At 67.5% G+C, this 17,672-nt stretch carries 13 protein-coding genes and 1 tRNA gene; 8 read left to right on the top strand and 6 right to left on the bottom strand.

Annotation, left to right across the window (positions count from 1 at the left end; all coding sequences use genetic code 11):
- Positions 1-58: 58 nt before the first annotated feature.
- The gene (locus tag ACLBWH_RS16465) at positions 59-1,459 is read right to left on the bottom strand and encodes a family 43 glycosylhydrolase (RefSeq protein WP_447799930.1); all 1,401 of its coding nucleotides are present in this window, start codon (positions 1,457-1,459) and stop codon (positions 59-61) included.
- A gap of 191 nt (positions 1,460-1,650) precedes the next feature.
- Between ACLBWH_RS16465 and ACLBWH_RS16470 the strand changes: the two genes are divergently transcribed.
- The 5 genes from ACLBWH_RS16470 (at position 1,651) to ACLBWH_RS16490 (ending at position 9,493) form a co-directional block, all read left to right on the top strand.
- The gene (locus tag ACLBWH_RS16470) at positions 1,651-2,226 is read left to right on the top strand and encodes a hypothetical protein (protein WP_322848501.1); all 576 of its coding nucleotides are present in this window, start codon (positions 1,651-1,653) and stop codon (positions 2,224-2,226) included.
- Positions 2,227-2,231: 5 nt separating this feature from the next.
- Positions 2,232-2,963, top strand: coding sequence for a DUF6445 family protein (locus ACLBWH_RS16475; protein ID WP_447799931.1), 732 nt, complete (start codon positions 2,232-2,234; stop codon positions 2,961-2,963).
- Entirely contained in the window at positions 2,960-4,474 is a 1,515-nt protein-coding gene (locus ACLBWH_RS16480) for a tryptophan halogenase family protein (RefSeq protein WP_447799933.1), read from the top strand. Before ACLBWH_RS16475 ends, ACLBWH_RS16480 begins: the two co-directional genes overlap by 4 nt.
- 116 nt (positions 4,475-4,590) lie before the next feature.
- A complete protein-coding gene (locus tag ACLBWH_RS16485; protein ID WP_447799934.1) occupies positions 4,591-6,951 on the top strand; it encodes a glycoside hydrolase family 31 protein in 2,361 nt (786 codons plus the stop codon).
- 226 nt (positions 6,952-7,177) lie between these two features.
- A complete protein-coding gene (locus tag ACLBWH_RS16490) occupies positions 7,178-9,493 on the top strand; it encodes a TonB-dependent receptor (RefSeq protein WP_447800090.1) in 2,316 nt (771 codons plus the stop codon).
- Between the two features lie 18 nt (positions 9,494-9,511).
- Here the strand turns inward: ACLBWH_RS16490 and ACLBWH_RS16495 are convergent, their stop codons facing one another.
- Complete coding sequence (locus ACLBWH_RS16495; RefSeq protein ID WP_447799935.1) at positions 9,512-9,949, bottom strand: winged helix-turn-helix transcriptional regulator; 438 nt, start codon at positions 9,947-9,949, stop codon at positions 9,512-9,514.
- A 71-nt stretch (positions 9,950-10,020) separates the two neighbouring features.
- Here ACLBWH_RS16495 and ACLBWH_RS16500 point away from each other — a divergent pair, with 71 nt between their 5' ends.
- Positions 10,021-10,827 carry an SDR family NAD(P)-dependent oxidoreductase gene (locus ACLBWH_RS16500; protein WP_447799936.1) on the top strand — a complete coding sequence of 269 codons (807 nt, stop codon included), beginning with the start codon at positions 10,021-10,023 and terminating at the stop codon, positions 10,825-10,827.
- A 57-nt stretch (positions 10,828-10,884) separates the two neighbouring features.
- On the opposite strand, the gene typA is transcribed toward ACLBWH_RS16500, so the two are convergent.
- Positions 10,885-12,729, bottom strand: a complete 1,845-nt coding sequence (gene typA, locus ACLBWH_RS16505; protein ID WP_322848496.1) for a translational GTPase TypA — start codon at positions 12,727-12,729, stop codon at positions 10,885-10,887.
- 199 nt (positions 12,730-12,928) lie between these two features.
- Here typA and ACLBWH_RS16510 point away from each other — a divergent pair, with 199 nt between their 5' ends.
- Together ACLBWH_RS16510 and ACLBWH_RS16515 are read left to right on the top strand one after the other, a co-directional pair.
- On the top strand, positions 12,929-14,137 hold the full coding sequence (locus tag ACLBWH_RS16510; protein WP_322848495.1) for a toxic anion resistance protein: 1,209 nt from the start codon (positions 12,929-12,931) through the stop codon (positions 14,135-14,137).
- 4 nt (positions 14,138-14,141) lie between these two features.
- Complete coding sequence (locus ACLBWH_RS16515; protein ID WP_447799937.1) at positions 14,142-14,873, top strand: hypothetical protein; 732 nt, start codon at positions 14,142-14,144, stop codon at positions 14,871-14,873.
- On the opposite strand, the gene ACLBWH_RS16520 is transcribed toward ACLBWH_RS16515, so the two are convergent.
- The 3 genes from ACLBWH_RS16520 to ACLBWH_RS16530 form a co-directional block, all read right to left on the bottom strand.
- A tRNA-Val gene (locus ACLBWH_RS16520) sits at positions 14,874-14,949 on the bottom strand.
- A 55-nt stretch (positions 14,950-15,004) separates the two neighbouring features.
- Positions 15,005-15,943 carry a MarR family winged helix-turn-helix transcriptional regulator gene (locus ACLBWH_RS16525; RefSeq protein WP_447799938.1) on the bottom strand — a complete coding sequence of 313 codons (939 nt, stop codon included), beginning with the start codon at positions 15,941-15,943 and terminating at the stop codon, positions 15,005-15,007.
- A 195-nt stretch (positions 15,944-16,138) separates the two neighbouring features.
- Positions 16,139-17,638, bottom strand: coding sequence for an NAD(P)(+) transhydrogenase (Re/Si-specific) subunit beta (locus tag ACLBWH_RS16530; RefSeq protein ID WP_322848492.1), 1,500 nt, complete (start codon positions 17,636-17,638; stop codon positions 16,139-16,141).
- Positions 17,639-17,672 lie beyond the last annotated feature (34 nt).

Genomic DNA, 17,672 nt, shown 5'->3' on the forward strand with positions numbered 1-17,672 from the left:
CAGGCATGAAAAAACCGGCCGCGGCTGGGATGCCGCGGCCGGTCCGTTCGCGTGGCGCCTAGTTGATCATCGTCCAGCGCTGGTTGCCGCCGCCGTTGCACGGCCAGACGATCAGCTTGGTACCGGTGTCGGTCGAGGCTTCGTTGACGTCCAGGCAGGAGCCCGAGGCGCGGTTGACGATCGTCGTGCCGTTATACGTCCATTGCGACTTGTCGCCGATCGAGCAGGAGGTCTGCACCACCGCGCCGCCGCTGCCATTGTCGTCCGCCTGGGCGAGGCACAGCCCGCTGCGCTGCACGACATATTGGGTGTAATTGCCGATCGGACGGCGCTCGACCAGTTCGTTGCTGGTGTTGGCGCAGGTCCACTGGATCGCCGTGCCGTTATAGTAAGGCGAATCGTTGCTGATGTTGGCGCATTGGCCGCTGTGCGCGACCTGCATCTTGACCAATTGCGTGTTGGGCGAGCCGAGCGCGATCGTGCCCGCCGCCGCGTCGATCGTGATTTGCGACGCGGTGCCGGTGAAATCGAGCGACGTGTTCGACGGGAAGATCAGCGGCAGCCAGACATAGGTCGAATCGTTGACGATCTGGCCGATCGCCGGCCCCCAGCGATCGCCCATGTAGAGATAGGACGTGCCGCTCGATCCCTGCACCGGCAGGATATAGGTCGATTGCGAATTGTAGGTGGTGTCGTGACCGAAATAGGTCGGCCCGGTCCATGGCCCCGACAGGCTGGTCGCGGTGAAATAGGCGGCGCGATTGGGATTCCAGCCGGTGGCGCCTGAGGTGATCAGGAAATAGACGCCGTTGCGTTTGACCAGCGCGGGGGCTTCGCGGTGATAGCCCTTGATCACGGTGAGCAGCGAGTCGACCTTGGTATAGTCGGCACTCAGTTTGTACACGTTGAGATCGTAGTTCACGTTCGACGACGAGATCAGATAGCCGGTGCCGTCGCTGTCCTGATACACCGTCATGTCGCGCGAATCATAGTCGAGCGGGCGGAAGCTGCCGAGATAGGTGTAATTGCCGTCGACGGTGTCCGACGTCGCCACCGCGACGCGCGCCTCGCCATAGTCCTTGCCGTTCTCCCAATGCGCCCACAGCACGTATTTGCGGGTTGCGGCATTGTAGAGGATCTTGGGCCGTTCGATGTTGGCGCCGTTCAATTCGGTCGCCGATGAGGATTTCAGCACGTCGTTGCGGAATTCCCAAGTCTTGAGATCGGTCGACCGGTACATCGACACCGCGCGGAAGGAATAATCCGGGTTCCGGTTCTCGCCGAGGAAATAATAATAGCCGCCGACCTTGATGACGCCGCCACCGTGCGCGTCGATCTGCCCGCCCGTCGTGGTGACGAACTGCGAGCCGTTGTTGACGGTCTGCGCGCTCGCCCAGGCGGTCGCGGGCAGCGCCAGCGCCGCCATCGCGGCGCCCAGCGCCAGAGTTTTCCTGAACATCATTCCTCTCCTCATCAGCCGATCTCCGTCGGCGATTATGTATGACATATGATTTTCATGTTGAGAATAGACGCTGCCGCCGACGCTAGCGCTACCATCGGATTTCTGCCGATTTCGATGCCTTTACAGTACCCGACCATCCTCTATCATGTCGGACAACAGGCGGAACGATCATGCCTGGGGAGAGGACGATGGAGAGGAAAGGCTGGACCGCCGTGTCCGCCGCCGCGGTGCTGGCGCTCGCCGGCGGCTATGCCGTGCAGCATGAAGATCGGCGGGGGGCCTCGCCGCCCGCCGCGGTCGCGGTGGTGAGCGCGCCGGTCGCCGTCGTGCGGCCGATCGCCACGCCGAATATCCCGCCCGCGCCCGCCGCGGCGCGGCAGCGGCCCGAGCGCAAGCTGGTCGAGACGCTCGCCAAGCACGATCGCCGCGGCGGCGACGTGCGGATGATGGCGGCGGTGATGACGACGCAGCCGCCACCGCTCGCCGCCGCCGCGCCGGTGGAAGCGGCGATGACCGCCGCGGTCGCGCGCCTGCCGGTGTTCGCCGCCGCCGCGCCCGTCCACGTCAGTTGCGTGCGCACCGCCTGCGAGGTTGCGGGGCCGCTGCCGGCGGGGCAGACGGAGGCGACGATGGTGACCGCCTTTCGCGACAAGCAGTTCGAGCATGATCTGCTCGCCCGCGGCTATACGCCGGGGCCGGTGCTCGTCGCCGATGCCGGCGACGGCAGCCGCGGCTTCGTCTTCTATATCAACAACGAGTTCTGACACCGATGCCGACCGCCGCGCCGCACGCTTCTGCCCCGCTCTGGTTCGCCGCCCCCGGTGCGATCGAGATCCTGCGCGTCGGCGAGGAGCGCGAGCCGGTGGTGGTGATCGACGGCGCCAGCGGCGATCCCGCGGCGCTGATCGAGAGTGCCGCGCGCGTGCCGTTCACCGCCGCAGCGCGCGCGGGCAGCGGCTATCCCGGGCTGCTCGGTCCCGCGCCCGTCGCGTATCTCGACGCGATGGTGCGCTTCGTGCTGCCGCTGATCGCCGCGCATTTCGGTACCGGCCCGGTCGTGCCGGCGCGCGCGCGCGGTAATTTTTCGCTGGTCACCACGCCGGCGGAGGCGCTGAGCGCCGATCAATGCGTGCCGCACGTCGATACCGCCGACCGGCTGCAATTCGCCACCGTCCACTTCCTGTCGGACAATGCCGACGGCACCGGCTTCTTCCGTCATCGCGCGACCGGGTTCGAGACGATCGATGCCGAGCGCCTGCCGGCGTATCGCGCCGCGCTCGACCGCGAGCTCGCCGCGCCGCCGGCGCCCGGCTACCGGATCGACTCCGACGCGCGCTTCGAGCGGATCGGGGCGGTCGCGGCGCGCCACGACCGGCTCGTGCTGTATCGCGCGGCACTGCTCCATTCGGGACTGATCTCGCATTTGCCGGACGCCGCCGCCGATCCGCGGCGCGGGCGGCTGACCGGCAATCTGTTCCTGCAATGCCGGGCGGGCGCATGAGCGGGGAGGATGACGGCGCGATCCGCCGCATCGCGATCATCGGCGGCGGCACCGCGGGCTGGATGGCGGCGGCGGCGCTCGCCCGCGTGCTCGGCCCGCACGGTCCGGCGATCACATTGGTAGAATCGGAGGAGATCGGCACCGTCGGCGTAGGCGAGGCGACGATCCCGCCGATCCAGGCGTTCAACGCTTTGCTCGGTATCGACGAGAACGATTTCGTCCGCGCGACCGGCGGCACGTTCAAGCTCGGCATCGAATTCGTCGACTGGCGCGCGCTGGGGCACCGCTATTTCCATCCGTTCGGCGTCTACGGCATCGATCTCGGCGCGGTGCCGTTCGAGGCGCTGTGGCGACGGCTGCATGCCGAGGGTGCGGCGGGTCCGCTGTCGGAATATTCGATCTGCGCGGCCGCCGCGGCCGCGGGCAAATTCATGCGGCCGCAGCCCGGCAACACGCCGCTGGCGCATATCGGCTATGCCTTCCACTTCGATGCCGCGCTGTATGCGCGCTTCCTGCGCGGGCGGGCCGAGGCCGCCGGCGTCGTCCGCCGCGAGGGCCGGGTGGTCGATGTCGTGCTGCGCGGCGCAGACGGCTTTGTCGAAGCGGTGACGCTGGCCGACGGCGGCCGGATCGAGGCGGACCTCTTCGTCGATTGTTCGGGCTTCCGCTCCGTATTGCTCGGCGACGCGCTCGGCGCGGGGTTCGAGGATTGGTCGGCGTGGCTGCCCAACGATCGCGCAGTCGCGGTGCCGAGCGCGGTCACCGGGCCGCCGCCGCCCTTTACCCGCGCCACCGCGCGGGGCGCGGGCTGGCAATGGCGCATCCCGCTGCAACACCGCGTCGGCAACGGCTATGTCTTCGCCAGCGACCATGTCTCGGAGGACGAGGCGACCGCGACCTTGCTCGCCAATCTGGAAGGCGAGGCGCTGGCCGAGCCGCGCACGTTGCGCTTCCGCACGGGACGGCGATCGGCGCTCTGGGTGCGCAATTGCGTCGCGCTCGGCCTGTCCGGCGGTTTTCTTGAGCCGCTGGAATCGACAAGCATTCATCTGATCCAGTCGGGCATCGCGCGGCTGCTCGAGATGCTGCCGACGCGCGCGTTCGAGCCGGCCGACATCCGCCGCTACAACCGGCTGATGGCGACCGAGTTCGACAGCATCCGCGACTTCGTCATCCTCCACTTCCACGCCACCGGCCGCCGCGATACCGCTTATTGGCGGCGGCTCGCCGAGATGCCGATCCCGGAGACGCTGGCGGAGCGGATTGCGATCTATCGCCGCACCGGCCGCGTCTTCCGCGAGACCGACGAATTGTTCACCAAGACGAGCTGGCTGGCGGTGATGGACGGCCAGGGGCTGACCGCATCGGGTTACGACCCGCTCGGCGCGGCCCTGCCGCTTGCCGAGGCGCGCGCGGCGCTCGACCGGATCGGCAAGGTCACCGCGGCGGCGGCGGCACATATGCCGCCACACCGCGATTTCATCGCGCGACATTGCCCGGCGCCGCGTTAGGGTGGCGTGGGGCGACCAACGTCGGGCTAGCTGCGGTTGTCGCTTGCACGGGTGAACGATCCCCTCATAAGTAAAAGACGACACGGGCAAGTGATTGGTCCGGGGGGAGAGATTCGATGACCGAGCCGATGCATGCCGTCCGCAAGCCGTACCTTCTGCGCCATGTGCTGACCGCGGGGACGGCCATCGCCGCGCTCGCCGCGCTCCCCGCCGCGGCCGATCCACTTGGCATCGTCGACCGCAACGGCGGCATCGTCGCGATCGAACCGTATGCCCCCAACATCGTCCGCGTGACGATCGCGCTCGACAAGGCGCTCGCGGTCGCGCCGCCGGGCGAAGGCCCCAACGCCAAACCCGACGCCGCCGGCTGGAGCCATCGCAGCGACGCGAGCGGCGACGTCTTCGCCTCGCCGGCGCTGACCCTCACCGTCGCCGCGCAGCCCTGGCCCAAGGCGCCGACGCAGATGCAGCGCTATTTCGCGCCGTCGCTGCCGCCGGTGGCGATCTCGGTGCGCGGCGCCGACGGCCGCACCCTGCTCGACATGACCGGCTGGGAAATGGCGCCGCATACCGTCAACGACGAGAAGACCTTCCGCGTCGGCGCCAGCTTCGCGGTGCAGCCGGGCGAACATTATTACGGCCTCGGCCAGAATCAGGAGGGCGTGCTCGACCTCAAGGGCCGCACGATCGACTGCCGCCACAATTACGATGCGCCCGCCGGCGAGAGCGTCTGCGTGCCGTTCATGGTCACCAACAAGGGCTATGGCATCGTCTGGGACAATGCCTCGGCGACGACGGTGTCGCCCGGCCTGCACAATGCCACGCACTGGCAGTCGAACGTCGGCGAGCGCGTCTCGTTCTTCGTCATCACCGGCGACACCACCGACCAGCTGTATGCCGGCTATGCGAAGCTGACCGGCGCCACCCCGCTGCCGCCCAAGGCGGCGTTCGGCCTGATCCAGTCCAAGGCGCGCTACGAGACGCAGAAGGAATTGCTCGACGTCGCGCAAGGCTATCGCCAGCGCAACCTGCCGCTCGACGTGATGGTGCTCGACTGGTTCTATTGGTCGCGGATGGGCCAGCTCGACATCGACCGGACTTTCTTCCCCGATCCCAAGGGGATGAACGACACGCTCCACAATATGGGGATGCATTCGATCATCAGCGTCTGGCCGCGCTTCGAGCGGGAATCGCGCTATTACGACTTCCTCGGCGCCAAGGGCTGGCTGCTCCACGACAAGGACGGCAGCGTCGTCGACGGCCTGCCGATCCGCGCCGACCGCGCCGGCGCATTGCTCGATTCGACCAATCCCGAAGCGCGGCAATGGTTCTGGACCAAGATCCGCGATAATATCGCCAGCCAGGGCTTCGACTGGTTCTGGCTCGACGAGACCGAGCCCGATCTGGTCCCCGACGGCCACCAATTCTCGATCGGCTCGGGCGACCGCTATCACAATCTCTATCCGCTGGTGCACACCAGCAGCGTCGCGGAGGGTTCGGCGAAGGACCGGCCCGACATGCGCAACCTGATCCTGTCGCGCGCCGCCTATCTCGGCACGCAGCGCAACGGCGCCTTGTTCTGGTCGTCGGACGTGCAATCGACGTGGGAGGCGCTGCGCCGGCAGGTGCCCGCCGGCCTCGGCTTCACCGCAACCGGCATGGCCTATTGGAGCAGCGACACCGGCGGCTGGCAATATCCCGCCGGCCCCAAGGCGGAACATGCGCCGCTGCTCGACCCCGCGGGCGCGACCGCGATGGCGCCGAGCTATGCCGATTACCCCGAGCTGTTCACGCGCTGGTTCGCCTATAACAGCTTCACGCCGACGCTGCGCATCCACGGCCAGCGGCCGGGCACCGCCTTATGGGATTACGGCACCGCCGCCGAGCCGGTGCTCGCCGGCTTCCTGCGGCTGCGCTATGCGCTGATCCCCTATCTCTACGCGCTGGGGCACCAGACCGCGGAGACCGGCGCGCCGTTCATGCGCGCGCTGTTCATGGATTTCCCCAACGATCCCGCGGTGGCGACGATCGGCGACCAATATATGTTCGGACCGGCCTTCCTCGTCGCGCCGGTGACCGATCAGGGCGTGACCAGCCGCAAGGTCTATCTGCCCGCCGGCGCCGATTGGTACGATTACTGGACCGAGCGGCGCTATACCGGCGGCCAGACTGTCGACGCGGCGGCGCCGATCGACAAGATCCCGCTGTTCGTCCGCGCCGGATCGATCGTGCCGATGGGGGTGCAGGTGCCGAGCACCGCGACCGCGCAGCCGCTGGAGAGCATCCGCGTCTATCCCGGGCGCGACGCGAGCTTCACGCTCTACGACGACGACGGCGTCACCAACGCCAATCGCAAGACCGGCGGCAAGACCGCGACGCTGCGCTGGACCCAGTCGACGGGCAAGCTCGCCGCGTCGGGCCGCCTGCCGACCGGGCAGGATGCCACCGCGCTCGTCCGCGTCGTGCAAGCCAAATAAGCCGCCACGCCTCCCGCCTTCCCCGTCGAAAGCGGGGAAGGTGTGGTTTTCGAGACACATAGATTCACGAAGCCGACACAATCGGCTTCTAGCGCGAGGGTCCGCCGGGGGGCGGTCGCCATCATCGCCGGCAGGTCGCGCAAGGGAACACCCTGGCGACCGCCCGGCGGCCGGTCCCCCGTAACAACAAGGGGGACCCATCGTGACCACGCGCTTGCTCAAGACCATGTTGCTGCTCGGCGCCGCCGGCTTCGCCGCGCCCGCGCTCGCCCAAACCGCGACGCCCGCGACCGACGCCGCCGCCACCGATACGACCGCGACGCAGGACGCAACCGGCGATCTCGGCGACATCGTCGTCACCGCCGAGCGCCGCTCGGAGAACCTGCAGCGCGTGCCGCTGTCGGTCGCCGTCGTCGGCGGCAGCGACCTGCGCACCTTCCAGGCGGGCGGCGAGGACATCCTGTCGCTCTCCGGCCGCGTCCCCGGCCTGTATATCGAGACGACGACGGGGCGCATCTTCCCGCGCTTCTACATCCGCGGCCTCGGCAACATCGATTTCTATCTCGGCGCCAGCCAGCCGGTGTCGATCATCCAGGACGACGTCGTCCTCGAGCATGTCGTGCTCAAGTCGAACCCGGTCTACGACGTCAATCAGGTGGAAGTGCTGCGCGGGCCGCAGGGCTCGCTGTTCGGCCGCAACACCACCGCCGGCATCATCAAGTTCGACACGATCCGCCCCAGCCAGACCTGGCAGGGCCGCGTCTCGGCGTCGGCGGGCAGCCTCGGCACCTTCACCTATGACGCCGGCGTCGGCGGCCCGCTGATCGAGGACAAGGTCGCGGTGCGCCTGTCGGGCCTGATCCAGCATCGTAACGACTGGGTCGACAACCGCTTCGCCGGGGTCAGCGCCGACGGCACGCGCACCCCGCAGAAGGACGCGATGGGCGGCTTCGACGAGCGCGACGTGCGGTTGCAGGTGCTGCTCACCCCGACCGAGGCGTTCTCGGTCAACGTCTCGGGCCATGCCCGCGGCTATCACGGCACCTCGACGATCTTCCACCGCGCCGCGCTCAAGAAGGGGTCGAACTCGGTCTCGGCCGAGCCGCGGAGCAGCATCGCGCTCGACGAGGGCAACGACAATCCGCAGGATTACGACACCTACGGCGGCTCGGTGAACGCAGCCTATGACTTCGGGCCGGTCACGCTGACCTCGATCAGCGCCTATGAGACCACCTCGGGCTACAGCCGCGGTGACACAGACGGCGGCGCGGCGGCGAACTTCCCGGTCAACGGCGTGGCGAACGGCTTCGGCGAGAGTCAGGGCAACATCCGCGCGCTCGGCCAATATACGCAGGAGGTGCGCCTCGCCTCGCAATCGGACCAGCGGTTCACGTGGCAGGTCGGCGGTTTCTACTTCCGCCAGAACGACACGACCGAATTCTACCAGCGCACCTATTTCCTCACCACCGCGGCCCGCAATCCGAACAATTGGGTGCGCCTGCGCGACATCAACACCAGCTGGGCCGGGTTCGGTCAGGCGAGCTTCAAGGTCACGCCCGACTTCACGATCACCGCCGGCGGCCGCTATACGCAGGACATCAAGCGCACGACGCTGGTGAAGCCGGTGTTCAACGCCGCCGGAACGGTCGACCAGTTCCGCCTGCTCAATCCCAACGCCCCCAAAGCGGTCCGGCTCGAGGGCAAGGAGCCGAGCTGGGACGTCTCGGCGCTGTATCAGCTCGATCCGTCGAACAGCCTGTACGCCCGCGTCGCCCGCGGCTTCCGCGGCCCGACGATCCAGGGGCGTTCGGCGGTGTTCAACTCGCCCTTCTCGACCGCGAACAGCGAGACGATCACCTCTTATGAGGTCGGTGCCAAGGGCATCTTCCTCGACGGCCGGCTGCGCATCAATTCGTCGCTGTTCACCTATACGGTCAAGGACATCCAGCTGAACGGCAACGACGTGAACGGCAACGGCGTGCTGTTCAACGCCGACAAGGCGCGCGCCTACGGCGTCGAGATCGACACGCAGTTCCGCCCGGTGCGCAACCTGACCTTCACGCTGGGCGCCAGCGCCCTGGCCTCGAAGATCAGGGACAAGCGCGTCTATGCGCAGGTCTGCATCCTCAACGGCGTGGTGGTCTGCACCGTGCAGGATCCGACGATCCGCGTCGGTGCCAACACCTTCGCGCAGATCGACGGCAACCCTTTGCCCAATGCGCCGCGCTGGAACCTCGACGCCACCGCGCGTTACGACCTGCCGCTCGCCAACGACGGCAAGCTGTTCGTCGCGACCGACTGGAACATCCAAGGCTACACCAATTTCGTGCTCTACAAGACGCGCGAATTCTACGCGAAGGGCAATTTCGAGGGCGGCCTGAAGATCGGCTACACCACGCCCGACGACAATTACGAAATCGCCGCCTTCGCCCGCAACATCACTAACGAGAAGAACCTGAAGGGCGTGATCGAGAACTATATGGCCGCGGTGTTCAACGAACCGCGGATCATCGGCGTCTCGGTCAGCGGCCGGTTCCGCTGATCGGGCAGCGGCGGCGTCTCACGGCGCCGCCGCGGTCACCGTCAGTTCCATGTCGACGAGCGGCGTGCCGGTGACCGCGTCGATCACCACCGGCTCGACGACATGGCCGTCCGCCGCGACCAGCCGCACGATCGTCTCGTCGCCGAAATGCCGCGCGCCCCACGCACCCAGCGCGTGGAGCACCGGCAGATAATCCCGCCCCATTGCGGTCAGCACATATTTGTGGCGCGGCGGCCGCTCCGAATAGCGCCGCCGTTCCAGCAGCCCGTCCTCGACCAGCGCCGCCAGCCGCCGCGTCAGGATGTTGGGCGCGATCCCCAGCCCCTTCTGCAACGCGTCGAAACGATGCACGCCGCGCGCCACATCGCGCAGCACCAGCATGCTCCAGCCATCACCGACCCGCGCGATGCCCCGGCCGAGCGGGCAGGCGCCCTTGGATAATCCGTCACAGTCCATTGCAATAAGATAGCGACTCTCTATCTTTTCGCAAGTCACCCGGCCCGGAGGCGGGGTGAAGGAGATGTGAGATGACCGATTCACCCCTGCCCACTGCCCTGATCACCGGCGCCTCTGCCGGCATCGGCGCGACCTATGCCGACCGGCTGGCACGTCGTGGCCACGACCTGATCCTCGTCGCACGCGACGAGGCGCGTCTGTCGGCACTCGCCGATCGCCTCCACGCCGAGACCGGCCGCAGCGTCGCGGTGTTGCGCGCCGACCTCACGGACGAGACGGACGTCGCCAAGGTCGAGGCGCGGCTGGCGGAGGACGCCGGCATCGGCCTGTTCGTCAACAATGCGGGGATGAGCCTGACCGGCAATCTGCTTACCGCCGAGCCGGAGGCGATCGCGCGGCTGATCGCGCTGAACGTCACCGCCCCGACCCGGCTCGCCGCTGCGGCCGGCCGTGCCTTCGTCGCGCGGGGCGGCGGCGCGATCGTCAACGTCTCGTCGGTGCTGTCGCAGGTCGTCGAGACGTTCGACGGCGCGTATAACGGCACCAAGGCGCATCTGCTCACCGTCAGCCGCTGGCTCAACCGCCAGCTCGCCGATCGCGGCGTCTATGTGCAGGCGGTGCTGCCCGCCGCGACGCGCACCGAGATCTGGGAGCGGTCGGGTATCGACATCGACAGCTTCCCGGCGGAAATCGTGATGGAGGTCGGCGATCTGGTCGACGCCGCGCTGGTCGGCTTCGACGCGCGCGAGGAAGTGACGATCCCGCCGCTCGCCGACGAGGGGCTGTGGCTCGCCGCGGATCAGGCGCGCGCGGCGATGGTACCGGTGCTCGGCGGCAACCGCCCCGCCGCCCGCTATCGCGCGACCGTCGACGCCTGACGCAAAAGGGGCGCCCGATCGCTCGGACGCCCCCTTTTCGCGACGATCGCGGCCGGCTTACGCCGCCTGCTTCGACCGGCTCGCGCGCTTGCGCTCGTTCGGGTCGAGGAAGCGCTTGCGCAGACGGATCGTCTTCGGCGTCACCTCGACCATCTCGTCGTCGTCGATATAGGCGATCGCCTGCTCCAGCGTCATCTTCTTCGGCGGGGTGAGGCGGATCGCATCGTCCTTGCCGCCGCTGGCGCGGAAGTTGGTCAGCTGCTTCGCCTTCATCGGATTGACCTCGAGGTCGTCCGTCTTGGCGTTCTCGCCGATGATCATGCCTTCATACAGCGCCTCGCCGTGGCCGACGAACAGCACGCCGCGATCCTCGAGCGGGCCGAGCGCATAGCCCTGCGCTTCGCCGGCACCGTTGGAGATCAGCACGCCGTTCTTGCGGCCTTCGATCGTGCCCTTGTGCGGGCCGTACTTCTCGAACAGCCGGTTCATGATGCCGGTGCCGCGCGTGTCCGACAGGAACTCGCCGTGATAGCCGATCATGCCGCGCGACGGCGCGGAGAAGGTGATGCGCGTCTTGCCGCCGGTCGACGGACGCATGTCGGTCAGCTCGGCCTTACGCAGGTTCATCTTCTCGACGACGGTGCCCGAATGCTCCTCGTCGACGTCGATGATGACGGTTTCGTACGGCTCGGTCTTCTTGCCGTTCTCGTCCTCGCCGAACAGCACGCGCGGGCGACTGATGCCGAGCTCGAAGCCCTCGCGGCGCATCGTCTCGATCAGCACGCCGAGCTGCAACTCGCCGCGGCCGGCGACTTCGTAGCTGTCGCGGTCGGCGGCCTCGGTCACCTTGATCGCGACGTTCGATTCGGCTTCGCGGAACAGGCGGTCGCGGATCATGCGGCTGGTCACCTTGGTGCCCTCGCGACCCGCCATCGGCGAATCGTTGACCGCGAAGCGCATCGACAGCGTCGGCGGATCGATCGGCTGCGCGTGCAGCGGCTCGGTGACGGTGATGTCGGCGATCGTGTTGGCGACCGTCGCGACGGTCAGGCCGGCGAGGCTGATGATGTCGCCCGCCTTTGCCTCGTCGACCGGTACGCGATCGAGCCCGCGGAACGACAGGATCTTCGACGCGCGGCCCGCCTCGATGATGTTGCCGTCGTTATCGAGCGCGTGGATCGCCTGGTTGGTCCGCACCGTGCCCGAATTGACCCGGCCGGTGAGGATGCGGCCGAGGAAATTGTCGCGGTCGAGCAGCGTGACGAGGAAGGTGAACGGCACGTCCTCCACTTCCACCTTGGGCGCGGGGACGTGGTTGACGATCGTCTCGAACATCGGGATCAGCGTGCCTTCGCGCGCGTCCATGTCGGTCGAGGCATAGCCGTTGCGACCCGAGGCGTAGAGCACCGGGAAATCGAGCTGCTCGTCGTTGGCGTCGAGGCTGACGAACAGGTCGAACACCTCGTCGAGCACCTCCTGGATGCGCGCGTCGGGACGGTCGACCTTGTTAACGACGACGATCGGCTTCAGGCCGAGCGCGAGCGCCTTGCCGGTGACGAACTTGGTCTGCGGCATCGCGCCTTCCGACGAATCGACCAGCAGGACGACGCCGTCGACCATGCTGAGAATCCGCTCCACCTCGCCGCCGAAGTCGGCGTGGCCCGGCGTGTCGACGATGTTGATCCGGATGCTCTCGCCGCCGCCCGGAGGCGCCCAGTCGACCGAGGTCGGCTTGGCGAGGATCGTGATCCCGCGCTCCTTTTCGAGGTCGTTCGAATCCATCGCACGCTCTTCGACGCGCTGGTTGTCTCGGAAGGTGCCGGACTGGCGGAAGAGCTGATCGACCAGCGTCGTCTTGCCGTGATCGACGTGCGCGATGATCGCCACGTTGCGGAGGCTCATGGGAATTCCTGATAAGATGGAGCTTGGATTGCGCGCCCCCATAGCCGAAATGTTGCGCCGCGGGAAGGGGAGCCATGACATGCTCCGCCGGCGCCCCGGCCGCCCCGCGCCGTGCCATTTGCGTGTTATCACGCCAATACACTTGCCGTCGGCATGGAAGACGGCCATTTTACCCGGCACGGCCTTGGAGATGAATGGAATGGCGACGAACGTGGAAACGCCCGAACGCGACCTGGTATTGACGCCGCCCGAGCCCGTGCCGACCGTCGCCGCCGAACGCGCCGCCGGGCTCGTGCCGATCGACGAGGCGAAAAAGACGCAGCTCGACACCCGCGTCGAGACCTTCGTCGACGATCTCGTCGCGCAGGACGTCAACAGCCCCGAATTCGGCAAGCGCGTCGATGCGATCACCGCGATGGGCGCCAAGGAGATCCGCGAGGCCGCCGGCCAGTCGAACCGCTTCCTCGACCGGCCGATCCGCGCGATGGACAAGGACACCGGCGTCGGCGCCGACCTGGCGCAGCTGCGCCGGGTGATCGAGGACCTCGATCCCGGCCGCAAGGGCGCGCTCTCCGGCCCCAAGAAGATCTTCGGCATCATCCCCTTCGGGTCGAAGATGCGCGACTATTTCGACAGCTACCAATCGTCGCAGACGCATATCAGCTCGATCCTCAAGAACCTCGCCGCCGGCAAGGACGAGCTGCTGATGGACAATGCCGCGATCGATACCGAGCGCGCCAATCTGTGGAGCGCGATGGGGCGGCTGGAGCAGATGATCCACCTCAGCAAGGCGATGGACGCCCGGCTGGAGGACAAGGCCAACGAGCTCGACCATAGCGACCCCGCCAAGGCCAAGGCGATCCGCGAGACCGCGCTCTTCTACACCCGCCAGCGCACGCAGGACCTGCTCACCCAGATGGCGGTGACGGTGCAGGGCTATCTCGCGCTCGATCTGGTCAAGAAAAACAACGTCGAACTGGTCAAGGGCGTCGACCGCGCCTCGACCACCACCGTTTCGGCGCTGCGCACCGCGGTGACCGTCGCGCAGGCGCTGACCAACCAGAAACTCGTGCTCGAATCGATCACGCAGCTCAATACGACGACCGCCAACATCATCGATTCGACCGGCAAATTGCTGCGCTCGAACACCGCGGCGATCCACGAACAGGCCGCCGCCTCGACGATCCCGCTGGAGACGCTGCAACGCGCCTTCCAGAACATCTACGACACGATGGACGCGATCGATTCCTTCAAGCTCAAGGCGCTCGATTCGATGAAGACCACCGTCACCGCGCTCGGCAACGAGGTGGAGAAGTCGAAGGGCTATATCGCGCGTGCCGAGGGCGCCAATCAGGCCGCGCTCAAGGGGCCGGGCGCGGGCGATTCCTACCGTCTCGAATCGGTGTGACGATATGACCGAGGTCGACCAGCAGATCGAACGCGCCCGCGCCGCGATGGCGCGGATCAGCGAGGATTACCGCGGACAGGTCGGCGCGACCTATCGTGCGCACGGCAAGCGGCTGAAGCGCAAGGCGACCAGCGTCGGCACGCGGCTGGCGATCATCTGCGCGGTCGATGCGCTGATCCTTCTTGCCGCCGGCGTCGCCGGCATGTTCATCCCCTTGGGCATCTTCGGCTTTCTGGCGGTCATGCTGCTGATGGCGGCGGTGACGATCGGCATCGCGCTCGCCCCGATCGCGCGCGCGCCGAGCGAGAAGGTGCTGCGCGAGGCCGACATCAAGGCGCTGCCCGCGAAGACCGAACGCTGGCTGGAGGCGCAGCGCCCCGCCCTGCCCGCCCCCGCGCGCGGGCTGATCGACCAGATCGGCGTGCGGCTCGAGACGCTCTCGCCGCAGCTCGGCCGGCTCGACGGCCGCGAAGAGGAGGCGTTCGAGGTCCGCCGGCTGATCGGCGAGCAATTGCCCGCCTTCGTCAACGACTACGCCCGCGTTCCCGAACCGCTGCGCCGCGTCGAGCGCAACGGCCGGACGCCCGACGCCGAGCTGGTCGCAGGGTTGCGGCTGATCGAACAGGAAATCGCCGACATGACCGCGCGGCTGGCGCAGAACGACCTCGACACGCTGTCGACCCGCGGCCGCTATCTCGAGATCAAATACCGCGACGAGGCCGGCGGCACGCAGTGATGGTGGGCGATGACGGGCTCGAACCGCCGACATTCTCGGTGTAAACGAGACGCTCTACCAACTGAGCTAATCGCCCCCTTGCGGGTTCGCCTGCCCTGCCAAACCGCGCGGCGATCCGCAAGGGGGTGCGATCATCCCGCCGCCTCGATCTTGCGCAGCGCGATCATATAGGCCTGCATCGCCTCGCTGGCACGGGGCGAGAGCGTCATGAAGGCGCGGCGGCGGTCGGCGGGGTCGGGATGGCGGATGAACAGCTCCATCTCGGTCATCTTGGCGATCCAGCGCAGCGCGGTGGTCGGCGCGACGCCGGCGGCGATGCACAGGCTCGACACGCTGACCTGCGTGCCCTCCAGCTCGGCGGCGAACAGGTCGAGCAGCATGTCCCAGGCCGGGTCCTCGAACAGCGCCTCGCCGCCGAACTGGCCGAAAAACTTGCTGCGCAATTGCCGGCGATGGATGACGCGGCGCACGTCCTGCGGACGCACGGCGTGGCCGATCGCGGGCTCGCCGTCGAAGCGCACGCGGCGGTCGCCGAGCTCGGCCGTGCCGGTCACCGGCTGGTTGTGGACGAAATCGGCGGCGAAGCGCGAGATGCGCGCCATGCCGTCGGTGAGCCGCCGCAACCGCTCCTCGTCGCTCTCGCGGCCGGCGTGGAAGAAGGGCTCGCGGTCGCTGCGCACCGTATCGGACAGGCCCTCCTGCAGCATCGGCGGCATCCGCCGGCCCGCCTCGATCAGTGCGGCGAGACGCTGCGCCGGGCTGGGATCGCAGAGCAATTCGATGCGCTCGCCGAGCAGATGCCGGGCGACAAGATCGATCTGCGCGGTGCCGAGCGCGAGCACCGCCCGCCCCTCTTCCGCCGCGAGATAATCGGCGAGGAGCGGCAGCACCGCATCGAGCGTCGCCGCATCCACGTCGCGCGCCTCGATCGCGAACACCGGCCGGCCGCCGAGCCGCGGCAGCAGCGCCGCGACCTCGGCCCAGCCGACGCGCTGGAGCAGGCGTGCGCCCGCGGCGTCGATCGCAGCATGGAACGGCCCGGCGGCGGCGGCATCGGCGATCAGCAGCATGGGGTGGCCGCGATCGCCATAAGGACGCGCCGGGCGTCTCTCCGTTTTGGCATCAGCCAGCGTTGTGATCCCCATAGACGCAGAATAAGCGGCACCGCGAACGGTTCGCCCGCATTCATCTCCGTTCCGGCATCATCGCGACGGCGGTAAGCATGTTTAGAAGGTTATCACCTCCGAATCGGATGCACCATGATGTCAGTCGAGCGATTTGACGATCTCGTCGACCATTTTCTTCGCATCGGCGAGGAGCATCATCGTATTGTCCATGTAAAACACGTCGTTATCGACGCCGGCATAGCCGACGCCACCCATCGACCGCTTGATGAACAGCACCGTCTTCGCCTTTTCGACGTCGAGCACCGGCATGCCGTAGATCGGTGAGCTCTTGTCGGTCTTGGCGGCGGGATTGGTGACGTCGTTGGCGCCGATGACGAAGGCGACATCGGTCTGCGCGAACTCGGAATTGATGTCTTCGAGCTCGAAGACCTCATCGTACGGCACGTTGGCTTCGGCGAGCAACACGTTCATATGTCCCGGCATGCGGCCGGCGACGGGATGGATGGCATATTTGACGCGGACGCCGTGCGCCTTCAACTTGTCGGCCATTTCCCGGAGGGCATGCTGGGCCTGCGCGACCGCCATGCCATAGCCGGGAACGATGATGACCTGTTCGGCCTGGCTCATCAGGAAGGCGGCGTCCTCGGCGCTGCCGCGCTTCCACGGCCGGTCGACCTTGGCGCCGTCGCCGCCCCCGCCGCCGCTCTCCGCGCCGAAGCCGCCGGCGATGACGCTGATGAAGCTGCGGTTCATCGCGCGGCACATGATATAGCTGAGGATCGCGCCCGACGAGCCGACCAGCGCGCCGGTGATGATCATCGCGCTATTGTGCAGCGTGAAACCCATCGCAGCCGCCGCCCAGCCCGAGTAGCTGTTGAGCATCGACACCACCACGGGCATGTCCGCCCCGCCGATCGGGATGATCAGCAGGAAGCCGATCGCGAAGCTGAGGATGGTGATCGTCCAGAATATCCAGGGGCTCTGGTCCTGGGTGAAGGCGACGATCAGCAGCAGGATCGCGGCGAGCACGCCGAGGTTGAGGAGGTGGCGGCCGGGCAGCAGGATCGGCTTGCCGCCCATATTGCCGTTGAGCTTGAGGAAGGCGATCACCGAGCCCGAGAAGGTGATCGCACCGATCGCGACGCCCAGCCCCATCTCGATCCGGCTGACCGGATGGATCGCCGCGAACGGCCGGCCGAGCATCGGGATCACCATGTCGGCGATGCCGAAGGCGATCGGGTTGAGGAAGGCGGCGGCGGCGACCAGCACCGCGGCCAGGCCGACGAGGCTGTGGAAGGCGGCGACGAGCTGCGGCATCGCGGTCATCGCGATCCGCCGCGCGGTGACGAGGCCGATGGCCGCACCGATGCCGATCGCGGCGAGCAGCTCGACGACGGTGACGAGGTCGATGCCCGACACCATGGCAGCGGCGCCGGGTACTTCGACGAAATCAAGCGTCCGCGGCACGTGCGTCACCAGCGTCGTCACCAGCGCGATCGTCATGCCGATCATGCCGAAGCGATTGCCGCGCTGGCTCGACACCGGCGACGACAGGCCGCGCAGCGCGAGGATGAAGCACACCCCCGCGATCAGATAGGCGAGCGCCGCGAACGAACTGCCTGCGGTTGCGTGTTCCATCCTACCCCCGGATCCTCGAAAGACGATGGCCGTC

It is taken from the genome of Sphingomonas sp. M6A6_1c, from assembly GCF_053345135.1.